The organism is Paracoccus sp. UBA889, assembly GCA_002294185.1.
Classification (GTDB): domain Bacteria; phylum Pseudomonadota; class Alphaproteobacteria; order Rhodobacterales; family Rhodobacteraceae; genus Paracoccus.
The window spans coordinates 14,176-36,465 of sequence record DBFD01000026.1; the positions used below are offsets into that span (position 1 = coordinate 14,176).

Annotated in this window: 22 protein-coding genes; 13 read left to right on the forward strand and 9 right to left on the reverse strand. The window is 65.3% G+C overall.

Going from position 1 to position 22,290, the window contains the following annotated elements; translation table 11 throughout:
• Window positions 1-1,958: AAA family ATPase (locus tag B4L36_RS04365; protein WP_292952932.1), on the reverse strand; the 1,958-nt coding region annotated here is incomplete at its 3' end.
• Between the two features lie 159 nt (window positions 1,959-2,117).
• On the opposite strand from B4L36_RS04365, the gene pyrF reads away from it, so the two are divergent.
• Both pyrF and B4L36_RS04375 read left to right on the forward strand, forming a co-directional pair.
• Window positions 2,118-2,825, forward strand: a complete 708-nt coding sequence (gene pyrF, locus B4L36_RS04370) for an orotidine-5'-phosphate decarboxylase (RefSeq protein ID WP_422662117.1) — start codon at window positions 2,118-2,120, stop codon at window positions 2,823-2,825.
• A gap of 70 nt (window positions 2,826-2,895) precedes the next feature.
• Window positions 2,896-3,624 carry a hypothetical protein gene (locus tag B4L36_RS04375; protein WP_292952938.1) on the forward strand — a complete coding sequence of 243 codons (729 nt, stop codon included), beginning with the start codon at window positions 2,896-2,898 and terminating at the stop codon, window positions 3,622-3,624.
• Here the strand turns inward: B4L36_RS04375 and B4L36_RS04380 are convergent, their stop codons facing one another.
• Window positions 3,625-4,521: a 5'-methylthioadenosine/S-adenosylhomocysteine nucleosidase gene (locus B4L36_RS04380; protein WP_292952941.1), complete on the reverse strand. Its 897-nt coding sequence runs from the start codon at window positions 4,519-4,521 to the stop codon at window positions 3,625-3,627. It lies immediately after the preceding gene.
• A 137-nt stretch (window positions 4,522-4,658) separates the two neighbouring features.
• Here B4L36_RS04380 and B4L36_RS04385 point away from each other — a divergent pair, with 137 nt between their 5' ends.
• The 3 genes from B4L36_RS04385 (at window position 4,659) to msrA (ending at window position 6,638) form a co-directional block, all read left to right on the forward strand.
• Window positions 4,659-5,627, forward strand: a complete 969-nt coding sequence (locus B4L36_RS04385; protein WP_292952944.1) for an NAD(P)H-dependent flavin oxidoreductase — start codon at window positions 4,659-4,661, stop codon at window positions 5,625-5,627.
• Window positions 5,628-5,689: 62 nt separating this feature from the next.
• Complete coding sequence (msrB, locus tag B4L36_RS04390) at window positions 5,690-6,130, forward strand: peptide-methionine (R)-S-oxide reductase MsrB (protein WP_292952947.1); 441 nt, start codon at window positions 5,690-5,692, stop codon at window positions 6,128-6,130.
• A gap of 1 nt (window position 6,131) precedes the next feature.
• On the forward strand, window positions 6,132-6,638 hold the full coding sequence (gene msrA, locus B4L36_RS04395) for a peptide-methionine (S)-S-oxide reductase MsrA (protein ID WP_292952950.1): 507 nt from the start codon (window positions 6,132-6,134) through the stop codon (window positions 6,636-6,638).
• A gap of 200 nt (window positions 6,639-6,838) precedes the next feature.
• On the opposite strand, the gene B4L36_RS04400 is transcribed toward msrA, so the two are convergent.
• The 4 genes from B4L36_RS04400 to kynU form a co-directional block, all read right to left on the reverse strand.
• The gene (locus B4L36_RS04400) at window positions 6,839-9,880 is read right to left on the reverse strand and encodes an efflux RND transporter permease subunit (RefSeq protein ID WP_292952953.1); all 3,042 of its coding nucleotides are present in this window, start codon (window positions 9,878-9,880) and stop codon (window positions 6,839-6,841) included.
• The gene (locus B4L36_RS04405; RefSeq protein WP_292952956.1) at window positions 9,877-10,992 is read right to left on the reverse strand and encodes an efflux RND transporter periplasmic adaptor subunit; all 1,116 of its coding nucleotides are present in this window, start codon (window positions 10,990-10,992) and stop codon (window positions 9,877-9,879) included. Before B4L36_RS04405 ends, B4L36_RS04400 begins: the two co-directional genes overlap by 4 nt.
• A complete protein-coding gene (locus B4L36_RS04410; protein ID WP_292952959.1) occupies window positions 10,989-12,050 on the reverse strand; it encodes an efflux RND transporter periplasmic adaptor subunit in 1,062 nt (353 codons plus the stop codon). Before B4L36_RS04410 ends, B4L36_RS04405 begins: the two co-directional genes overlap by 4 nt.
• Before the next feature lie 62 nt (window positions 12,051-12,112).
• Window positions 12,113-13,300 carry a kynureninase gene (gene kynU / locus B4L36_RS04415; RefSeq protein WP_292952962.1) on the reverse strand — a complete coding sequence of 396 codons (1,188 nt, stop codon included), beginning with the start codon at window positions 13,298-13,300 and terminating at the stop codon, window positions 12,113-12,115.
• Window positions 13,301-13,366: 66 nt separating this feature from the next.
• Here kynU and B4L36_RS04420 point away from each other — a divergent pair, with 66 nt between their 5' ends.
• A complete protein-coding gene (locus B4L36_RS04420; RefSeq protein ID WP_292952965.1) occupies window positions 13,367-14,158 on the forward strand; it encodes an alpha/beta hydrolase in 792 nt (263 codons plus the stop codon).
• Here B4L36_RS04420 and B4L36_RS04425 read toward each other — a convergent pair.
• A complete protein-coding gene (locus B4L36_RS04425) occupies window positions 14,148-14,972 on the reverse strand; it encodes an aldo/keto reductase (RefSeq protein ID WP_292952967.1) in 825 nt (274 codons plus the stop codon). The two genes, B4L36_RS04420 and B4L36_RS04425, sit on opposite strands and share 11 nt — an antisense overlap.
• A 49-nt stretch (window positions 14,973-15,021) precedes the next feature.
• Window positions 15,022-15,495: a YbaK/EbsC family protein gene (locus B4L36_RS04430; RefSeq protein WP_292952969.1), complete on the reverse strand. Its 474-nt coding sequence runs from the start codon at window positions 15,493-15,495 to the stop codon at window positions 15,022-15,024.
• 102 nt (window positions 15,496-15,597) lie between these two features.
• On the opposite strand from B4L36_RS04430, the gene B4L36_RS04435 reads away from it, so the two are divergent.
• The 6 genes from B4L36_RS04435 to B4L36_RS04460 all read left to right on the forward strand — a co-directional run bounded on the left by B4L36_RS04435 (window position 15,598) and on the right by B4L36_RS04460 (window position 20,162).
• Window positions 15,598-16,335 carry a DUF421 domain-containing protein gene (locus B4L36_RS04435; protein ID WP_292952971.1) on the forward strand — a complete coding sequence of 246 codons (738 nt, stop codon included), beginning with the start codon at window positions 15,598-15,600 and terminating at the stop codon, window positions 16,333-16,335.
• Window positions 16,332-16,661 carry a hypothetical protein gene (locus B4L36_RS04440; protein ID WP_292952974.1) on the forward strand — a complete coding sequence of 110 codons (330 nt, stop codon included), beginning with the start codon at window positions 16,332-16,334 and terminating at the stop codon, window positions 16,659-16,661. The genes B4L36_RS04435 and B4L36_RS04440 overlap by 4 nt, the downstream gene beginning before the upstream one ends.
• Before the next feature lie 78 nt (window positions 16,662-16,739).
• Window positions 16,740-17,897, forward strand: a complete 1,158-nt coding sequence (ispG, locus tag B4L36_RS04445; protein ID WP_292952977.1) for a flavodoxin-dependent (E)-4-hydroxy-3-methylbut-2-enyl-diphosphate synthase — start codon at window positions 16,740-16,742, stop codon at window positions 17,895-17,897.
• 58 nt (window positions 17,898-17,955) lie between these two features.
• A complete protein-coding gene (locus tag B4L36_RS04450) occupies window positions 17,956-18,501 on the forward strand; it encodes an inorganic diphosphatase (RefSeq protein ID WP_292952980.1) in 546 nt (181 codons plus the stop codon).
• Window positions 18,502-18,583: 82 nt separating this feature from the next.
• Window positions 18,584-19,450 (forward strand): histone deacetylase family protein, encoded by an 867-nt coding sequence (locus B4L36_RS04455; protein ID WP_292952992.1) that lies wholly within the window; start codon window positions 18,584-18,586, stop codon window positions 19,448-19,450.
• Window positions 19,451-19,454: 4 nt separating this feature from the next.
• Window positions 19,455-20,162, forward strand: coding sequence for a murein L,D-transpeptidase catalytic domain-containing protein (locus tag B4L36_RS04460; RefSeq protein ID WP_292952983.1), 708 nt, complete (start codon window positions 19,455-19,457; stop codon window positions 20,160-20,162).
• A gap of 22 nt (window positions 20,163-20,184) precedes the next feature.
• Here B4L36_RS04460 and B4L36_RS04465 read toward each other — a convergent pair whose 3' ends face one another.
• Window positions 20,185-21,603: a L,D-transpeptidase family protein gene (locus B4L36_RS04465; protein ID WP_292952986.1), complete on the reverse strand. Its 1,419-nt coding sequence runs from the start codon at window positions 21,601-21,603 to the stop codon at window positions 20,185-20,187.
• Window positions 21,604-21,746: 143 nt separating this feature from the next.
• Here B4L36_RS04465 and B4L36_RS04470 point away from each other — a divergent pair.
• On the forward strand, window positions 21,747-22,290 hold a 544-nt coding region (locus B4L36_RS04470), incomplete at its 3' end, for a DMT family transporter (protein WP_292952989.1).

Below are 22,290 nucleotides of genomic sequence, written 5' to 3' on the forward strand. Positions count from 1 at the left end.
ACATAGCCCGGAGGTGCGCCGATCAGCCGCGCCACGGAATGTTTTTCCATGAATTCGGACATGTCGATGCGGACCATCGCGGAATCATCGTCGAACATGTATTCGGCCAGGGCCTTGGTCAGTTCGGTCTTGCCGACACCGGTGGGACCCAGGAACAGAAAGCTGCCCAGCGGACGGTTCTCGTCGTTCAGACCGGCGCGGGCGCGGCGCACGGCGTTGCTGACGGCGGTCACGGCCTCGGACTGGCCGATCACGCGGCGACCGATCTCGTCTTCCATCTTCATCAGCTTGTCGCGTTCGCCTTCCAGCATCTTGCTGGTCGGGATGCCGGTCCAGCGTTCGACGACCTCGGCGATCTGTTCGGGGCGCACGGCCTCTTCGACCATGGGCCCGTCGGCTTCGGCTTCATCCGTCTGCGAAAGCTGCTTTTCCAGCCCCGGAATGACGCCATAGGACAATTCGCCCGCCCGCGCCAGATTGCCCTCGCGCTTGGCCTGATCCAGTTCGGCGCGCGCCCGGTCAAGCTGTTCCTTGAGGTTGCGCGAGCCCTCCAGCCGGTCGCGTTCGGCCTGCCAGCGGGCGGTCATCTCGGCGCTGCGTTCCTGCAGGTCGGACAGATCCTTTTCCAGCCGCTCCAGCCGGTCCTGGCTGGCCGCGTCGTCTTCTTTCTTCAGGGCCTCGGCCTCGATCTGCATCTGCAGGATCTGGCGATCCAGCGCGTCCAGTTCCTCGGGCTTGCTGTCCACCTCCATCCGCAGCCGCGAGGCGGCCTCATCGACCAGATCGATGGCCTTGTCGGGCAGGAAGCGGTCGGTGATGTAGCGGTTGGAAAGCTGCGCGGCGGCGACCAGCGCGGCATCGGAAATGCGCACGCCGTGATGCAGTTCGTATTTTTCCTTGATGCCGCGCAGGATGCTGATCGTGTCCTCGACCGTCGGTTCCTCGACCATCACCGGCTGGAAGCGACGGGCCAGGGCCGCGTCCTTTTCGATATACTTGCGGTATTCGTCCAGCGTCGTGGCGCCTATGCAATGCAGTTCGCCCCGCGCCAGCGCGGGCTTGATCAGGTTCGCGGCATCCATCGCGCCGTCGGTCTTGCCGGCGCCGACCAGCACGTGCATCTCGTCGATGAACAGGATGATCTCGCCCGCGGCGGCCTCGATTTCCTTCAGGATCGCCTTCAGCCGCTCCTCGAATTCGCCGCGATACTTCGCCCCGGCGATCAGCGCGCCCATGTCCAGCGCCATCAGCTTCTTGTCGCGCAGGCTTTCGGGCACGTCGCCGTCGATGATGCGCAGCGCCAGACCTTCCGCGATGGCGGTCTTGCCGACGCCGGGTTCGCCGATCAACACCGGATTGTTCTTGGTGCGGCGCGACAGAACCTGCATCGCGCGCCGAATTTCCTCGTCCCGGCCGATGATCGGGTCGATCTTGCCGTCGCGCGCGGCCTGGGTCAGATCGCGGGCGTATTTCTCCAACGCCTCATAGCTGTCTTCGGCGCTGGCACTGTCGGCCGTGCGCCCCTTGCGGATGTCGTTGATCGCTGCGTTGAGGTTCTGCGCCTTGACCGATCCGGCCTCCAGCGCGTCCTTGGCGTTGGTGTTCACCATCGCCAGCGCCATCAGGATCCGTTCGGCGGGCACGAAGCTGTCACCCGCCTTCTTGGCGACCTTTTCGGCCTCGTCCAGCACGCGCACCATCGAGGGATCGACATAGACCTGGCTGTTGCCGCCCGAGACCTTGGGCAGCTTCGCGACGGCCTGATCGACGGCCTGCTGCACGCGCTTGGCATCGCCGCCCGACCGGGTGATCAGGTTGGACGCCAGACCCTGATCGTCATCCATCAACGCCTTCAGAAGATGTTCGGGGACGACCCGCTGGTTTTCCTCGCGGATCGCGATGGTCTGGGCGGCTTGCAGGAAGCCGCGCGACCGTTCCGTGAACTTTTCCATGTTCATCGGCAATTCTCCTTTTTCATCAGCCCCCGCGTCGCGGACGCCCTGTCGCGGCGCGTCCCGGTCCGGGTCATGGCTTGGGAAATGGGCACCGGCTTTCGTGCTTTCAAGCCGCGAGAAACCGTGTATAAGGCGGCCGTTTGCGAAAAATCGGGGGCGATGATGGACGACCGGCTGATCGTGGCGCTGGATGTGCCGAACGCGGTGGCGGGACTGGATCTGGCACAGAAGCTTGGCGATTCGGTCGGCTTCTACAAGATCGGGCTGGGGATGCTGACCGGCGGCGGACTGGCCCTGGCCAACGAGCTGAAGGCCGAACATGGCAAGCGCATCTTTCTGGACATGAAGCTGTTCGACATCGGCGCCACGATCGAGGCCGCCGTGCGCGGGCTGGCGCAGTTCGATCTGGATTTCCTGACCGTCCACGGCGACCCGCATGTCATCCGCGCGGCCAAGGAAGGCGCGGGCGGATCGAACATGAAGATCCTGGGCGTGACCATCCTGACCTCGCTGGAACGTGCCGATCTGGATGCCGGGATGATCCGTCCAGGCGATCTGGCCCAGATTACCGTGGAACGTGCCGCCCGCGCCTTCGAGGCCGGCGCCGACGGCATCATCTGTTCCCCGCGCGAGGCGGCGGCGATCCGGGCGCTGCCCGGTTCGGGGCTGATCGTGACGCCCGGGGTGCGCCCGGCAGGTGGCGATCCGGGCGACCAGAGACGGGTCGAGACGCCGGCCACCGCCATTGCGGCGGGCGCCGATCACATCGTCGTCGGCCGACCGGTCTGGAAAGCCGCCAATCCCCGCGCCGCCGCCGAAGCCATCCTTGCAGAGATCTCATCGCCGCAGGCGCAACGTCCGGCGCAATGAGAAAACACGCAACACGTTGACCCAAGGCTAAGCGCGCGGCAGATTCCGCCCTTTCCAGGCGGAGGCGATCATGGGCGACAAACAGGGTATCATCCAGAAGGCCGAGAACGATCTGGTCCTGTCCTTCCTGGCGGTGCGCCGCGCCATCGGTCTGCTGGGCTTCTTCCTTCCGGTGGTGCTGATCCTGTGGGGGCTGGCGGCGCCCGCGGGACTCTTTCGCAGCATTTCGGCGGCCTATTATTCGCCCATGCGCGAGATTTTCGTGGGCACGCTGATCGCCCAGGCGGTGTTTCTGTGGAGCTACGAGGGCTATCGCCCCCGCGGGTCCGAGATCGTCAGCGACAAGGCGACGGCGCGGGTGGCGGCCGTCTCGGCCGCGCTGATCGCGCTGGCGCCGACCAGCCCACAGGGCTTGGGCATCGCGCCCGATTCCCTGCCCGATTGCACGCTTCTGCAATGCCGGCTGGGGGTCGGGCTGACGGGCGGAATCCATCTGGTTGCGGCGGCGCTGTATTTCGCGGCGCTGGCGGTCACCTGCCTCGTGCTTTTCCGGCGCGGCGCGGCAGACAGCATGGAAAAACGCGCGTCGAACCGCATCTATCTGATCTGCGGCTGGCTGATCGTGATCGGCATCGGCCTGATCGGCGTTCTGTTCGCCACAGGCTGGGATGCCCGGCTGGCGGCGCTGCGCCCGGTCTTCTGGCTGGAAACGCTGGCCACCTTCGCCTTCGCGACAAGCTGGCTGGTCAAGGGCGACGCCCTGCGCCCGCTGGTCCGGGGCGTCGCCGCGCTGCGCTGATCATTCGGGGGCGGGCATCGCGGCCAGGAACCGCTTGACCAGCAATGCCGAATTTTCCGAGGCCAGCGACATGAAGATGCCCATCTCGTTGGCGCCTTCGCCGCCTCCGGCCAGATCGGACAGCGACCGGAAGGCGATGAAGGGCACCTGATTGGCCCAGGCGACCTGCGCCACGGCCGCCGATTCCATGTCCACCACCTGCGCGTCGAAGGTTTCAAAGATCCATTCGCGCAGGCCCGCATTGTCCACAAAGGCCGAACCCGAGACGCCGTTCCCGCCGACGCGGATCTGCGGCGTCCTGTCCAGACAGGCATTCTCGGCGTTGCAATCGGCCAGTTCGGTGCTGTCGGCAACACCGCGCGCTGTCTGCAAGAGAATTTCGTCCACCGGAAACCAGAACCGGCTTTCAGGCTGACCCCGGTCCGAGGCGACCGTGGTCTCGCTGGTAAAGATCATGCCGTAATTCGGAAACGGCGAATCCAGAAACGGCGGAATCGCAAAGCCTCCATCCGTCTCGCGCGCCATGATGCTTTCCAGATAGGATCCCCACTGGCCGGCCACCACCACATCGCCGATATTCAGCGACGGATCGACCCCGCCCGCGATTCCGGAAAAGACGATGGCGTCGATCTGGAACCGGTCCAGCGCCAGTTGCGTCGTCATCGCCGCATTGACCATCGACACGCCCGACAGGAACAGCACGACCGGCTGGCCCGACAGCGTGCCGGTGACGAATTCGGTGCCGTTGACGATCTGTGTCTCGGCGCCTTCCAGATCGGCCTGGAGACTGACCCACTCCGGCGGAAATGCGGACATCACGGCGATGCGGCCGGTCCCGGCCAGGGCGGGCAGAGGCAGGGCAAGAAGTGCCGCGAGGCTCAGGCGGGACAGCGTCATGGATTCTCCTTCGCGATGTCTGGCCCCCGTCATAGACCGATCCGGCGGCTCGGGCCAGCGCGGCGCGACTGTCGCGGCGTCACGGTTGCCGCCTGCCCGGGGTCGCGCCATCCTTGCCCAAATTCACGGAGGAACCCATGCTGCCACCGATCCTGCAGAACCTGCGCATTCCCGTCGTCGCAGCGCCGATGTTCATCGTCTCGGGACCGGACCTGGTCATCGCGCAGTGCAAGGCCGGGATCGTCGGCAGCTTTCCGGCCCTGAACGCGCGAGAGAAGGATGGCCAGCCCGCGCTGCTGGACGCCTGGCTGACCCGCATATCCGAGGAACTGGACCGCCATAACCAGGCCAATCCCGACCGCCCCGCAGCGCCGTTTGCGGTGAACCAGATCGTCCATCGCAGCAATGCGCGGCTGGAACGCGACATCGAGATCTGCCACCGCCACAAGGTGCCGATCTGGATCACCTCGCTGGGCGCGCGACCCGAGGTGAACGCCGCTGCCCATGATTGCGGCGGCATCGCGCTGCATGACGTGATCAACGACAGATTCGCGCGCAAGGCCATCGACAAGGGCGCGGACGGGCTGATCGCCGTCGCGGCGGGGGCGGGCGGTCATGCCGGGTTGCAATCGCCTTTCGCGCTGGTGCAGGAAATCCGCGACTGGTTCGACGGACCGCTGCTGCTGTCGGGGGCGATCGCGACCGGCCGGGCGGTTCTGTCGGCGCAGGCGATGGGCGCCGATCTGGCCTATATCGGCAGCCCCTTCATCGCCACCGACGAGGCCAATGCCCCGCCCGAATACAAGCGGATGATCGTCGAAAGCAACGCGATGGACATCGTGACCTCGTCGCTGTTCACCGGCGTTTCGGGGAATTACCTGGCCCCCTCGATCCGCGCCGCGGGACTTGATCCCGACAATCTGGGCAGCGCCGATGCGAGGGCGATGAATTTCGGCGACAATGCCGCCAAGGCCAAGGCATGGAGCCAGATCTGGGGATCGGGCCAGGGCATCGGCGCCGTGCGCGACGTCCTGCCGGCCGGCCAGCGCATCGAGATGCTGGCCCGCGACCATGCCGAGGCAAAGCGCATGCTCTGCGCCGCGTGACCTTTGCGGACCGCCCGGTCCACCCCATATAGGGAACCGAACAGGATTCGCGGAGGACCGACGTGGAATATCGCAAATCGCAGGATGCGATCGACCGGCTGAACCCGGAACAGTTCCGGGTGACCCAGAAAAACGGCACCGAACGCGCCTTTACCGGCGAATATGACCATCATTTCGAACCCGGCATCTATGTCGATGTCGTCACGGGCGAGCCGCTTTTCGCCTCGGCCGCGAAATACAATTCCGGCTGCGGCTGGCCCGCTTTCACCAAACCCATCGACGCGAATGTCACCGAACATCGCGACGTGACCTTCGGCATGGAACGGGTCGAGGTCCGGTCGAAACACGGCGACAGCCATCTGGGACATGTCTTTCCCGACGGCCCGCGCGAGTCCGGGGGCCTGCGCTATTGCATCAATTCGGCCGCCCTGCGCTTTGTGCCCAGGGACCGGATGGAGGCCGAGGGTTATGGCGCCTACCTTGATCAGGCAGAGGAGGCCTGAGATGACCGAGCGCGCGACACTGGCGGGTGGCTGTTTCTGGGGCATGCAGGATCTGATCCGGCGCCTGCCGGGCGTGATCAGCACCCGCACGGGCTATACCGGCGGCGAGGTTCCGAACGCGACCTATCGCAACCACGGCAATCATGCCGAGGCGATCGAGATCGATTTCGACCCCGAGATCATCAGCTATCGCCGGCTGCTGGAATTCTTCTTCCAGATCCACGATCCGACCACGCCGAACCGGCAGGGCAACGATATCGGCCCCAGCTATCGCTCGGCGATCTACTACGCGGATGCGGTCCAGAAGCGCGAGGCCGAGGACACGATCGCCGATGTCGAGGCCTCGGGTCTGTGGCCGGGCAAGGTCGTGACGGAAATCGAACCGGTCGGGGATTTCTGGCAGGCCGAGCCCGAACATCAGGATTATCTGGAACGCTTTCCCAACGGCTATACCTGCCATTTCCCGCGCCCGAACTGGGTGCTGCCGAGACGAAGCGCCGCCGAATAGGCGGCGCGATTTGACGGTCGCGGCGTGCCGCAAGGGCGTCTTTGCAGAATTGGCCGCGAAACCGGCAGGCAGGGCGCCGCGAAGACAAGCTTCGCGGCGCTGTTTTTTGCGTCCCGCGATGGCGCCGCCGTCGGGGCGCTGTGCCTGCCGCCAGGTCGCACGGCGGCGCGCGCAGACCCGTTCGCGGGCAAGGGCAGGCATCAATCCCGCGGCGGCCTGACCCGGAACACCGCGCAATAGAGCGCCGGCACGAAGACCAGCGTCACCAGCGTGCCGGCGATGATGCCGCCCATCATCGCATAGGCCATCGGTCCCCAGAACACCTGTCGCGCAATCGGAATGAGCGCCAGCGACGCCGCCGCCGCCGTCAGCAGGATCGGCCGGGCGCGGCTGTCCGAGGCCTCGAACACCGCATCCCATTGCGAGCGGCCGCGATGCAGCAATTCCTGGATTTCGTGGACCAGGATCACCGAGTTGCGGATCAGGATGCCGACCAGCGCCAGGATCCCCAGGATCGCCACGAAACCCATCGGCACCCGGAACGGCACCAGCACCGCAACCACCCCGATCAGACCCAAGGGTGCCGCCGCGAAGACGATCAGCGAAAGCCGGAAGCTTTGCATCTGCATCATCACCAGCACCGCGATGATCAGCAGCATGACCGGCACCACCGCGGCGATGGGCGCCTGACTGTCGCCCGAGCTTTCGACGGTTCCGCCGACGGCGATGTCGATTGTTGGCGGCAGGCCGGCCGCGTAATCCGCGATCCGGCCGGCCAGGGCCTCGACCAGGGTCGCGGGCTGATCCTTGCCGTTGATCGCCGCCTTGACGGTGATCGTTGGCAGGCCGTTGCGCTGCTGGATCAGCGGCTGTTCGGTGTCGAAATCAAGACTGACCAGGGCCGTAAGCGGCAGGTTCCGGCCGGTGCCGTTCAGCAATTGCAGATTGCGGATCGAATTGATGGAATTGCGGTCGGCTTCGTTTCCGCGCGCGATCACATCGACGAGGAAGATCCCGTCGCGCAACTGGGTGACGGTCTTGCCGGAAAACACCGCCGACAGCGACGAGGAAATATCCTGACTGGTCACGCCCAGACGCCGCGCCTGTTCCTGATCGACCTCCAGCCGGACGACCCGCGCAGGCTCGTTCCAGTCCAGCGCGATATCGCGCAGGCGCGGCTCGGTCGCCATCACGGTGGCCAGCCCACGCGCGGCATCGCGCACCGAATCGACATCGGCACCGCTGACGCGATATTGCACCGGCTTGCCGACCGGCGGCCCGATTTCGAGGTTCTTCACATAGATGTCGACACCGGCGAATTCCTCGGCGGCCAGCCGGTTCAGCCGCGCCTTGACCCGGTCGCGGGCGGCCAGGTCGGGGGTCTGGATCACGATCTGGCCCATATGCGGTCCCGGCGTCGGCACGTCCATCGACAGCACGAAACGCGGCGCCCCCCGGCCGATGTAAGAGGTCCAGAACGACACGTCCTGATCGCCTTCCAGCGTCGCTTCCAGCCGGTCCATGTCGGCGATGGTCTTGGTGATCGAGGCGTTCTGGCGTTCGGTCACGTCCACCAGAACCTCGGTCCGGTCCGAGGTCGGAAAGAATTGCTGCTCGACGAAGCGCATTCCGAAGACCGATACCGCGAACAGCGCCAGCGTGATCGCGATGGTCAGCCAGCGGAACCGCATCGCCAGCCGCAACAGCACGTGAAAGCCGCGCCGCAGCCGACCGGGCCGGGCGTCGTGGCGGGCGATCCGGGTGGTCAGGAAGGTGACGCCCAGAAGCGGCGCGAACAGCACCGCCACGATCCACGAGACGACCAGCGACACCGCGATCACCACGAACAGCGAGAAGGTAAACTCGCCGGCGGCTGAATCGTTCAGTCCTATGGGAATGAAACCGGCCACCGTCACCAGCGTCCCGGTCAGCATCGGAAAGGCGATCGACGTCCAGGCATAGCTTGCCGCCTTTTCCAGCGATTCTCCGATTTCCAGCCGCGAGATCATCGTTTCGATGGCGATCATGGCATCGTCCACCAGCAGGCCAAGCGCGATGATCAGCGCGCCCAGCGAAATCCGCTGAAGCGTGATTCCATAAATCTCCAGGATCACGAAGGTGATTGCCAGAACCAGCGGGATCGTCATCGTCACGACGAAACCGGCACGGAAGCCCAGGCTGATGAAACTGACGATCAGAACGATGAACACCGCTTCGGCCAGGGCCTTGACGAAGTGACCGACCGCCTGGTCGACGACCAGGGGCTGGTCGGCGACCTTGGCCATCTCGATTCCGATCGGCAGGTCGGCCGCGACGCGATCCATCAGCGCATCCAGCTCCTTGCCGAATTCAAGGATGTTCTGGCCCTCGCGCATCCCGATCTGCAAGCCGATGGCGGGCTTGCCACGATAGCGGAACAGGGTCAGGGGCGGGTCCTCGTAGCCCCGCGTCACCGTCGCCACATCGGCGACGTTGAAGAACCGCTCGCCCACGCGCAGGTTCACCGCACCGATCGCCGAGGCGTCGTCGAACTGCCCGCCCACGCGGACCAGCACCCGCTCGGGCCCGGCCTCGATCACGCCCGAGGGCACGATGGCGTTCTGCGTGGCCAGAGAATTCAGCACCTGCTGCTGGCTCAGGCCCATCGCGGCCAGCCGCGCGGTCGAGAATTCCAGAAAGATCTGTTCGTCCTGCTCGCCCAGAAGATCGACCTTGCCCGAGGCATCCAGCGCGGCGACCTGCCTGCGGATCGCCTCGACCCGGTCGCGCATCTCGCGCGGGCTGAAACCGTCGGCGGTAAAGGCATAGATGTTGCCATAGACATCGCCGAAATCGTCGTTGAACTGGAACCCCGCGAATTCATCGGGAAAATCGGCGCGGATATCGGACATCATCCGCCGCACCTGCTGCCAGATTTCGGGAACGGCGGGTCCGCGCGTCGTCGGCAGCAGTTCCACATAGACGACCGATTGTCCCGGCGTCGTGACCGAGCGGGTAAAATCCAGCGCGTCCAGTTCCTCCAGCTTCTTCTCGATCCGCGCGGTGACCTGATCGCGCGTCTCCTCGATCGAGGCGCCGGGCAGGGCGGCCCCGACCACCATGGTCTTGATGGTGAAATTCGGATCTTCCTCGCGACCCAGGGCAAGATAGCTGAGCGTGCCCGCCAGCATGGAAACGATCAGCAGGAACCAGACGAAGCTGCGGTGATGCAGCGCCCAGTCGGACAGATTGAAGCGGTTCACGGATCGACCCTCCGCCCCACGGCCTGACCATCGCTCAGCGACCGCACGCCGCGGATCACGATTTCATCGCCAAGATTCAGACCGCCGGTGACCAGCACCCGCCCCATCAGCGTGGCGCCGGTCCCGATCGCCACCGCCTCGACGCGACCGGGCCCGGACGGGCCCTTCCCATCCTCGCGGATCACGCGCCAGACATGGGGACTGGCGTCGCGGTCGAAGACGGCCTGTTCGGGGATGGTCAGCGCCGGATCGCGCGCGCTGCCCAGCCGCGCCCGGATCAGCGCGCCCAGCCGCAGCGTCGTGTCCGGCGGCAGCGTCAGATACAGCCTGCGCGTTCGCGTCGCGGTATCGGCCAGCGGGTCGATGCGGTTCAGGATCGCCGGCACCTCGCTGCCGGGATCGCCGCGCTGCCAGATGGTGAAGACGGCATCGGGCGGCAACCCGGCCAGCGCCGGTTCCGGCAGGTCGATGACCGCCTCTCGTTCGTCTTCGGCCGAAAGCCTCAGGATCGGCTTGCCGGCATTGACCACCGCGCCCTGGGTTTCGAAAACGGCGCTGACCACGCCGTCGAAGGGCGCTTTCATGGTCGCGTAGCCTTCGGTATTCTCGGCCTGCGCCAGTTCCGAGCGGGCCTGTTCGACGGCCGCGCCCGCGGCGGCGGCGGCGCGTTCGGCCTGTTCAAGCTGCGCCGCCGAGGCGACGTTGCGCCGGGCCAGCGCACGGGTCCGGTCCAGCGTTGTCAGGGCCGTCCGCTGCTGCACCTCGGCGGCATCCAGCTGCGCCCGCGCGGCGCGGGTATTGGCGGCCAGATCCTCGGTCGCAAGCTCGGCCAGAATCTCGCCCTTGCGGACCCGGTCGCCCAGATCGACGCGACGGGCCGTCATGCGGCCCAGCGTCTGGAAGGCCATGTCGACCTGATTGCGCGAGGCGATCACGCCGGGCACCCAGCGCGATGATTCGCCGCTGTCCTCGACGATTTCGGTGACGACCGGACGCGGGGCCGCGGGTTCGCTGACCGCCTTGCCAAAGGCCAGCCAGCCCGGCAGTTGCAAGGCCTGAAGCGGACCGGCCGTCATCAGCAGCACCGCCAGAATCGTGGCGGCGTGCCTCATCGGACGACCTCGGCCGCCATGACCGCCCGGCCGGGATACAGCAATTGCGATCCCGCGCCGACGACCACCTGCCCCGGCGTCAGCCCATCCGCGACATAGACCGCCCGGTCGGTGAAGCTGCCGATGGTGACATCGGTCAGGGCGACGCGGCCGTCCTGACCCACCACCCAGACGGCGGCGCCGCCATTGTCGCGCATCAGCGCGGTCCAGGGGACGACGATGCCTGCGGCCCCCTCGATCGTCAGGTCGCCGCGCACCGCCGCGCCCAGCAGCGCGGTCTCGCCCGGCATGTCCTCGATCCGGGCGCGCAGGGTGACGGTGCCCGAGGCCGGATCGACCAGCGGCGCGATCTCGCTGACGATGCCGGTCATGGCCGGACGTTCGACATCCAGCGCGCGCAGGCGCACCGGTCGGCCCATGGCCTCGCGCAACATCGGTTGATCCGCGACGCCGAATACCGCTTCCATCCCGTCCAGCGCGGCCAGAGACAGGACCGGCTGCGCCACGCCGACGATCTGCCCCGGAGCCAGGTCGCGTTGGGTCACGACGGCATCGTCCGGCGCCAGAAGCTGCGTATCCTCGACCGCCCGGCGCGCCTGCTCGACCCGGCTTTGCGCGCTTTCGACCATTCCTTCCGCCTCGGACAGGGCCTGCACCGCCGAATCGCGCGCCGCACGGGTGCCGACACCGCGCGACAGCATGGCCGCCGCACGGTCGCTGGCCTGTTGCGCCTGCGCGCGCCCGGCCTCGGCCGAGGCCAGGCCAGCCTGGGCCAGTTTCAGCGCCTGATCCTGCTGCGCCGAATCAAGCCGCGCCAGAACCTCTCCCCTGGTCACGCGGTCACCCTCGCGCACCAGGACCTCGACCACGCGCCCGGCCTGACGAAAACCCAGATCGACACTGTTTCGCGCCTCGATCGTGCCCGACAGGCGCATGTCCAGCATCAGCGTCTGTTCTTCTGCCGTGACGAATTCGACCCGCAAGGCCGGATCCTCGGCGATGGCCGGCTGGGCTGACAGGATTATTCCCATAAGCGGCAGATATCGCGATGAAATCATTCTTGTCACCAGAAATGTGCCCGCCTTTTGCGTGATCGTCGCGCGACCTCGGGAAGTTCGTCTCAGGTGACGGCAGCTTTTCTCATGAACTGCGCCTTTTTCCAGCCTTCATCGCGCAGGATCCGGGCTAACGTTGCGGCAGCGCGCGACACGTCGTCGCGATCGTTGTAGAGCGGCGCGAAACCGAAGCGCATCACGTCCGGCGCGCGAAAATCCCCGATCACCCCTTCGGCGATCAGCGCCTGCATCACCGCATGGCCCTGGCGATGCCGGAACCCGACCTGAGAGCCGCGCCGTTCCGGGTCGCGCGGGGAATTCAGCAGCAGATCGGGGCAACTTGCCTCGACCTCGGCGATGAAGGCCCCGGTCAGATCGACCGATTTCGCGCGCAGATGGTCCATCGAAACCTCGTCCCAGACATCCAGCGCCGCCTCCAGCGCGGCCATCGCGATGACCGGCGGCGTGCCGACCCGCATCCGCTCGATCCCCGGGGCGGGGGCGTAGTCGGGCGTGAAGGCAAAGGGCGCCTCGTGCCCCATCCAGCCCTGCAGGATCGGCCGCGCGACATCTGCATGGCGCGGATTGACCCAGATGAAGGCCGGAGCGCCCGGCCCGCCATTCAGATACTTGTAGGTGCAGCCCACGGCGAAATCCGCCTCTGAGCCGGTCAGGTCCACATCGACCGCGCCGGCGGAATGGGCCAGATCCCAGATCGTCAGCGCCCCGGCCCGATGCGCCCGCGCCGTCAGCGCCGCCATGTCGTGCCGGCGCCCCGTGCGGTAATCGACCTCGGTCAGCATCAGCACCGCCAGGTCGTCGCCGATCGCATCGGCCACGCTCTCGGGCGCGACCACGCGCAACCTGGCACCCATCGCGGTGGCCAGGCCCTGCGCGACATACAGATCGGACGGAAAATTGCCGCTGTCGGACAGGATCACCCGCTGTTCGGGCCGCAGGGCCAGGGCCGCGCTCAGCGCCTGAAACACCTTGATCGACAGCGTGTCACCCATCACCACCTCGCCCGGCCCGGCGCCGATCAGCCGCGCGATCCGGTTCCCGACGCGTTGGGGCTGTTCATACCAGCCCGCCTTGTTCCAGCCCGTGATCAGCATGTCCGACCATTCATCGGCCATCATCGCCGCCACCCGCTGCTGCGCCGCCCGCGGCATCGGCCCCAGCGAATTGCCGTCCAGATAGGTCACACCGGAGGGCAGGTGGAAGGCGCGTTTCGTTCGGCTGAAATCGGTCATGCGCGTCTCCCTGCTCTTGACCCAAGGCTACCAGCCGCGTGACCTGCGCGGAAGAGGAGCACCGCCATGCTGTATCGGATCACCGACTGGGACGACGCCTACGCCAATGCCCGCCATATTCCCGACGGCGAGGCATGGCCCGCCCGCTGGGCCGAGGCGGCGGCAGCCTTCCGCCAACGCCACATGCCGCAGCCCCTTGGCCAGGGGCATCTGTTCAGGCCGGACGGGGATGTGCAAGGACTGGTGGTCTTCGTTCATGGCGGCTACTGGATGCGGTTCGACCCTTCCTTGTGGTCGCATCTGGCGGCGGGTCCGCTGGCCCATGGCTGGGCGGTCGCCCTGCCCGCCTATACCTTGGCCCCAGCCGCCCGCATCCCCGGGATCACGCAAGAGGTCGCCCGAACGATCGCCCAGGCCGCCGCCGCGATCGCGGGCCCGATCGCGCTGACCGGCCATTCCGCCGGCGGCCATCTTGCCGCGCGGATGATCTGCGACGACGGCACCCTGCCCGCGCCGCTGGCCGCGCGCGTCTCGGCCTGTGTGCCGATCTCGGGGCTGTTTGACCTGCGCCCGCTGATGCGCACCAGGTTGAACGACACGTTGCGGCTCGACCCGGCCGAGGCCGCCGCCGAAAGCCCGGCCTTGCTGACGCCCCGCGCGGATATCCCGGTCACGGCCTGGGTTGGCGGCGCCGAACGGCCGGAATTCCTACGTCAGGCGCGCCTTCTGGCCGATATCTGGGCGGGCCTGGGGGCGGCCACGCAATGCGTGATCGCGCCCGGCCGTCACCATTTCGATGTGATAGAATCGCTGGCATGCCCCGACAGCGCGATGACGCGGGCGCTGCTCAGCCGTTGAAACTCGCAGGATCGGGGCCAGTTCGCCGCCCCGTGTCCAGGGCATCGATGGCGGCCATGTCATCATCGGACAGCGTGACCTGCAAGGCGCCGAAATTCCCGCGCTGGCGACCCGGATCCTGCGATTTCGGAATCGCCGACAGACCATGCGCCAAATGCCACGCCAGCACCACCTGCGCCGGCGTGGCCTGCAGCCGTTCCGCGATCCGCCTGATCGGCGCGGCGGCCAGATCCTCGCCGCGGCCCAGCGGTGCCCAGGACTGCGTCACGATCCCCAGACGCCGGTTCTCGGCCCGAAGGTCGGCCTGGTTGAAGCCGGGATGCAACTCGATCTGATTCAGCGCCGGGGCCACGCCGGTCTCGTCGATCAGCCGGATCAGGTGCGGCGGCAGGAAATTGGCGACCCCGATCGACCTGACCCGCCCGGCATCGCGCAATTCGATCAGCGTCTTCCAGGTTTCGACATAGAGCCCGCGGTCCGGACAGGGCCAGTGGATCAGATACAGATCCAGATGATCGAGGCCCAGCCGCTGCATCGTCGCATCGAACGCCCGCAGGGTCCGGTCCCGCCCCTGTTGGTCGTTCCACAATTTCGAGGTCACGAAAACCTCGTCGCGCGGCAGGCCGGACGCGCGCACCGCCTGCCCCATCCCCGCCTCGTTGCCATACATCGCCGCCCCGTCGATCAGCCGGTAGCCGGTTCGCAGCGCCTCGCCCACCGCCTCGGCAGTCCGGCCTTCCGGCATCTGCCAGACACCCAGGCCAAGCTGCGGCATCGGGCGGTGATCGTTCAGGGTCAGAATGGGTTGGGTCATGTCTACACTCCTTTGGCAGCGGGTGAACGCGGCCGGGGCGCGGCCCGTTTCACCGGCCGCTGAAATCCGCCACCACCGCTCCGGTGATTGCCAACAGACGATCGGGCGCGATGGCGAAGATGTGGCGCGGCGTGCCCGCCGCGGCCCAGACCCGGTCGAAATCCGACAGGCGCGGATCGAAATAGGCTGTGACCGGCTTCAGATGCCCCAGCGGAGCCACCCCGCCGATCGCGAACCCGGTCTCGGCCCGAATCAGCGCCGCATCCGCCTTGCCCAGGGCCTGCCCGGCGACCGCGGCCGCCCGGGCCGGATCGACCCGGTTGCCGCCCGCCGTCAAAAATAGCACGACATGACCGCTCTCCTCGCCGCGAAAGATGACCGATTTCGCGATCTGGTCGATACCGCAGCCCGCCGCCCGCGCCGCCTCGGCCGCGGTGCGGGTAGATTCGCCCATTTCGACGATCTCGACCGGCGCGCCCGCCGCCACCAGCGCGGCGCGCACGCGGTTCAGGCTCTTGCTCACGCCGCCCTCCGCTTCTCTGTTGTCCAAATACCCACAACCGCGCCGCCGGGGAACCCGGCCCGAGAAGGCGCGTTCGGCCACACCTATCCACGAGCGCCCGGCATGGACCAGCCCGTCACCCCCTTTGACCTGCAACGCATGTTCCTGGGCGAACAGCCGCTGCTGTTCTATGCCGAAATCCTTGTGCGGACGCTGATCATCTATGCCTATACGCTGGTCATGATCCGCTGGATCGGCGGGCGCGGCGTGGCGCAATTGTCGATGGTGGAATTCGTCCTGGTCATCGCTCTCGGCTCCGCGGTGGGCGATGCGATGTTCTACCCCGATGTGCCGTTGCTGGCGGCGATGCTGGTGATCACCGGCGTCATCGGCATGAACAAGGTTCTGGACCTGCTGATCCTGCGATCCGACAGCGCCAAGCACATGATCGACGGCCGCGCGGTGGCGCTGGTCCATGACGGGCGCCTGCTGCCCGAGGGGATGGATGCCTGCGACATGGGCTCGGCCGAAATCAAGGCCCTGCTGCGCCAGAACGGCGTGCGCAATCTGGGTGCGGTCGAACATGCCTATCTCGAAAGCAGCGGCGGGCTGTCGGTATTTCGCTTTCCGTCACCGCGCCCCGGCCTGTCGCTGGTGCCGCCCCATTCCGTGGTCCCCGACCAGCCCGGCGCCGCGCCGCTGACCGATCCGGCCCTTGCGCCGGGCGGCCTGACATGCTGTGCCAGATGCGGCGCGATCGAGGCGGCGCATGTCGCCCTGCCCGACGGCAGATGCGGCCATTGCGGCGGCAAGGTCTGGGTTGCGCCGGAGACGCCAATGGCAGGGACCGAGCGATCATGAATGTCTATACGCTGCTGGTCGAGGTCGGACGCAGGACGGGCGACGGGTTGCCCGGCGGCAGCCGGGGCGCGGCGCTGGTCTGCTATGCCTCTGGCCGCAACGAGGACGAGGCCGTTCGCGAAACCGTGGCGATCCTGAAACAGGCCGGGATGGCGCCGCTGGACGTCACCGGCTATGGCACGCGCGAGGAAAGGCTGGCCGATGGTCACGAGATCGACGACGAGGAACGCGCGCTGATGGATCGCGCGCGCGACGAAAACGCGGTCATCATCGCCCAGGTGCAGCCCTTCTTCGACGAGGCCGGCGGATCGTCCGCCGATGACTGAGCCGATCAACCGCCCGTGTGGCGGTTGTGGCGCGGGCCGCGATGGCTTATTTGCGGGGGCGAAACCCAAAGGTGCCGCATGTCGCTGAACCCGATCCGCCCCTGGCGCAATATCGAGCGGCGGAAATCCCGCCAGATCATGGTCGGCAATGTCCCGGTCGGCGGCGACGCCCCGATCAGTGTCCAGACCATGACCAATACCGACGGCCGCGATGTCCGCGCGACGCTGGACCAGGTGATTCGCGCTGCCGATGCGGGGGCCGATATCGTCCGCATCAGCGCCCCCGATCAGGATACGACCCGCGCGCTGAAGGAAATCTGCCGCGAAAGCCCGGTGCCGATCGTGGCCGACATCCATTTCCACTACAAGCGCGCGCTTGAAGCGGCTGACAAGGGTGCAGCCTGCCTACGCATCAATCCAGGCAATATTGGTGACAGCAAGCGCGTGGCCGAAGTGGTGCGCGCCGCAAAGGCAAATGGCTGCGCGATCCGCATCGGCGTGAATGCTGGCAGTCTGGAAAAGGACCTGCTGGAAAAATACGGCGAGCCATGTCCCGAAGCGCTGATCGAAAGCGCTCTCGATCATATCAAGCTCCTACAGGATCATGATTTCCATCAGTACAAGGTGGCGGTGAAAGCCAGTGACGTGTTCCTTGCCGTCGCTGCCTATCACGGGCTGGCAGAGGCCGTGGATTGTCCTCTGCACCTTGGCATAACCGAGGCTGGCGGACTGATCGGCGGGACGGTCAAATCGAGCATCGGCATTGGCAGCCTCCTGTGGGCGGGCATAGGCGACACGATCCGCGTATCGCTTTCGGCCGAGCCTGAGCAGGAAGTGAAGGTCGGCTTCGAAATGCTCAAGGCGCTGGGCCTGCGGACGCGCGGCGTGCGCGTGGTGTCCTGCCCAAGTTGTTCGCGCCAGGGTTTCGACGTGATACGCACCGTGGAAACGCTGGAAAAGCGGCTCGAACACATCAAGACGCCGATGAGCCTTTCGGTCCTCGGTTGCGTCGTCAACGGCCCGGGCGAAGCGCGCGAGACCGATATCGGCCTGACCGGTGGCGGTTCGGGCAAGCACATGGTCTATCTGTCGGGCGTGAAGAACCATCATATCGAGAGCGACGATATGCTCGATCACATCGTGAAGCTGGTGGAAGAGAAAGCAGCAGCAATCGAGGCAGGCGAGGCCGTGGCGTTCGATCCGCATGCCTCCAAACAGGCTGAACCGGCGGAATAGGCGGAACGCCTAGGGCGGTCTTCCGTAAATTGGGGACAACCATCCGGAGCGCCTTACGATGATCGATGCCGAACACCTTGCCCGTTTACCGGCTCGATCCGAAAAAGGCCTGCTCCACGCCTTCATCGAATGCCCCAAGGGCAATACGCACAAGATCGATCTCGACAAGAAGCTGGGAATTTTCCGCTGGGCCATCGAATTGCCCCAGGGATTGGCCTTCCCCGCCAATTTCGGTTTCATTCCTGCAACAATGGCCGAAGATGGCGACGCGCTCGATGTGATGGTGCTGACGGGTGGTCCCCTTCCCTCGGGCACGCTGGTCGACGTCCGGCCCGTTGCCATCCTGCGCATGGAACAGGAAGAGAATGGCGAAATGGTCCGCAACGACCGCCTCGTGGGCGTCCCGCCCCTATCCCAGACATTCGGCGAGATCGAGCGCCTCGACCAGCTCCGCCCGACGATGCTGTGGGAACTCGGCGTGTTCTTCGAAGTCTATAACCGCCTGATAGATCGCAAAGTTAAAATACTCGAGCCTGGCGATGAGAATGACGCGGCCGCCCTTGCCGACAAGGCGATCGCCGCAAAGCAGGATATGAACGGGTAGCCACGCCTTGCTTCATGTTGTCCACCACGTAGATTACATGGCCCCTGCGCCCACGCGCGGGACGTTCCGGTTCGACAAATATATGGCAGTCATGGCAGCCCTGCGTGACAGCGGTTATCCTATCACCGAACATGCCCCGCCCCCAATGCCGCGGCGCTGGCTGGAAGCCGTACACTGCCCCGATTACGTCGATCAGGTGTTCACATCCACCGTTCCGCGCGAAAAGGAACGGCGCATAGGGTTTCCCGTCACCCCGCATATTGCGCAGCGAGTAGCCCATACGAATGGCGGAACATGGCTCGCTGCCCAGCTGGCGCGGCGCCATGGCTATGCTGCCAACAGCGCGGCGGGCAGCCATCACGCGCTGTATGACACGGGTGCTGGTTATTGCGTCTTCAACGATCTCGCCGTCGTGTCCCACCGCCTCATTGCCGAAGGCGATGCCAGCCGTGTTCTGATCGTCGACCTCGATGTGCATCAGGGCGATGGCACCGCCAGCCTTACCGCTGGGCGGGACGATATCTTCACTCTCTCACTCCACGCCGAAAAGAACTTTCCGGTACGAAAGGCACGGTCCAGTCTCGACGTGCCGCTGGCCGACGGGACCGATGACGATGGCTACCTCGACGCGCTCGACCGGCATCTCCCACGGACCATCGCGCAATTTGACCCTGATTTCGTTCTATACCAAGCGGGCGTCGACGTTCATGCGGAGGACAAGCTGGGACGACTGGCCCTGACCAGTCAAGGTTTGCTCCGCAGGGATACTTATGTCATCGAAGCGGTGCGATCGCGCGACCTGCCCGTGGCCAGCTCGCTGGGTGGGGGGTACGGGCCCGATCCGCACGAGGTCGGCGAAAGGCACGCCAGATCGATGATCGCATGCGCCAGGGCAAATGCCGCGTTTGCTCGTTCAGCTTCCGATAGCCTGCACGATGTTATAGGATGACACCATGAACCGCCGCGATCTTCTCAAGAGCTCGCTTGCCGCCGGCGCCGCGCTTACGTTGCCCGTCCGGGTGAGCGCGCAGGTCAATCCCACCGCCAGCCGTGATGCGCAGCTATTCGCCATCGCGCGCGAGCAATTGGCGCGGGTGGGCGATGTGCTCTGGAAAAAGGACATTGTCGGCATTGCCGATTTCGGCCTGCATTCCTCCAAGCGACGCTTTCATTTCGTCGATCTGGAGAACGAGCGCGTGCAGAGCTTCCACGTCAGTCACGGCACAGGCTCGGACAGCGAGCATGACGGCTGGCTCAAGCGCTACTCGAATATCGAAGGCAGCGAGGCGACCAGCCGCGGCGCCTACATGACCCGCAGCTGGTACACCGGGCGGTATGGCACGTCGATCAGGCTCGACGGGCTCGATCCTACCAACGACCATGCCCTGCCCCGGGCCATCGTGATGCATCAGGCAGAATATGCCCGTCCCGAACACGTTGATCGCTGGGGTCGCCTGGGACGATCAAACGGCTGTTTCGCGCTCGGTCCCGACCAGTTCGACTTTGTCTTGCTGAAATTGAGCGGCGGTCGCCTGCTCTATGCCGAAAGCCTGGGGCTGACCGAAAACGGTAGCCGGGTGCCACCGCCGGTCACGCAGACCGAATTGCTGCGCAGCGACAACGGCGGTACTTTCGAAAGGACGAACCCCGGCGTTTTCTAACGCCGGGGACGCACTCCTTTTCTTAGCTGATCTGCATGTCGTCGACGATTTCGACGGCTTCTTCACTCGTCTCCCGCGCGCGATCCGATACCCGCGGCGCATCGAGCGCGGCGAGCACGGGCGCATCGCGATCGTAGATGTCGCTGAAAGTCTTCATCTCACCGTTCACGTCGCTCGCCATGGTGAAATAGGTGATGTAGACCGGCCACTGCTTCTTCATCTCGTAGCGCGTGTATTCGCCGCTGGTCGTGATTTCCGAAACTTCCTGCTGGATCGCCGGGATATCTTCGCGACTGCTGGCATTGCCGAGCATCGACATGGTCATTGCCAGTTCACGCGCACCCTGCACGCGGATGCACCCGTGGCTCAACGCACGGTTGTCATTCGCGAACAAGTGACGGCTAGGCGTATCGTGAAGGAAGATCGCGTGTTCGTTAGGCATGTCGAGCTTCATCAGGCCGAGTGAATTCTGCGGGCCAGGCTGCTGCACCACAGTAACCCAGCCATTTTCGCCCTTGGTTGCCTTGTAGCCAGCGGTCCGGGCCCAGCCGGGATTGTTGAGCACCTTAGCGCCCAGACCTTCGCCCTTCACGATCGACTGAGGCACGGTCCACGTCGGGTTGTAGATCACCGCCTCGACCATTTCGGCAAGTTGCGGCGTCGCAGTACGACCGGGCTTCCCGACGACGGTACGGTAGCTTTTGATGATCTTGCCGTTCACCGTAAGGCGCAGCATGTATTCGGGCACATTGGTAACGAGATACTGCTTACCAAGATCCTGCGGCAACCAGCGCCACCGATCCATATTTGCCCGGATCAGCTTGATCCGCTTGGCGTCTTTTGCCGTGGTAAGTTCCTCCCTCAAAGCCGCATAGTCGGGATGAACCGGATTGAGCGAGGTCAGCGTGCCGGAAATATCACCGCTGGCCAGCGCATCTTCGAGCAGCTTCCAAGTCGGCAGACGGTCCGCATCAGGATCGACGACGAACCACTGACGACGCGATTCCATTGGCGTGCGGCCATCGCGTAGATCTTCGACCAGCCAGACGAAGGTTTCGCTGGCCAGCTTGTTGAGCGCCTCACCCTCGCCCGCAGCGATCGCGGTCTTGAGCGCGTCGGCACGATAATCCGTTGGGTTCAGCCCCTCAGCGACCAATGTAGGGATGAATGCGAGCAGTTGCTCGGCCTGTGCCACGCTCCATACGCCTTCCAAAGACGGTATTTCCTGCACCACCTCGCCGCTAGCCATGCGGATATCGCCGAAAGCTTCGTCCACCGTACGTGCGTCATCGCCACTTTGTTGCGGCGCAGACTTGGCAACACTTTGGCTTTGTCCCGCAACTGGCAACAGGCTTTCAGGCGCCCTCTGCTGAGCCTGCGCGGAAGTTGCAAGAAGAACGGCGGCGATCGCGGTTCCGGAGGTAAGATTAAATCGTTTCATTTGGCCCACCAATTTTGCGCTCCGCCATATATACTGCTTTACGGGCGCTATGTATCGTAAACTGTAGGATACAATCCGCGATCCCGGCTTACCCACCGCTGAACCAAGTTGCGCTTGGGACAGGGCGCACTATGCCAGCGACGATGAGCGCGAATGACGACAGCTTTAGGCCTGTTCTGGCAACAATCATCGGGATCGCGCTGTTTTCGGCAATGGACGCCGTGATGAAGAGCGCCAGCCTATCGGTGGGGGCCTACAGCGCATATCTGCTACGCTGCGCGATCGGTTTCGTGATGATTGCGCCAATCTGGTGGTGGCGGGTGAGAAAGCTTCCAACCAGATCCGTGCTCAAAGTTCATCTCATGCGGGGGATAGTGGTCGCCTTTATGGGCTGGACCTTCTTTGCAGCGCTGGTTCGCCTTCCCCTTGCTGAAGCAATTGCGATCAGCTTCATCGCCCCTCTCATCACGCTTTATCTAGCGGCGATCATTCTGGGAGAGCGGATCGAGCGTCGCGCCATCATGGGGGCCTTGCTGGGACTTGGCGGAGTGATTGTCATCGTCGGCGGCCGTATCGGACGCGAGAAGATGAGCGAGGATTCCCTCGTCGGGCTGCTGCTCGTCGGTATTTCGGCGTTGCTATTCGCCTGGAATCTGATCCTCCAACGGCAACAGGCTTTGATATCAT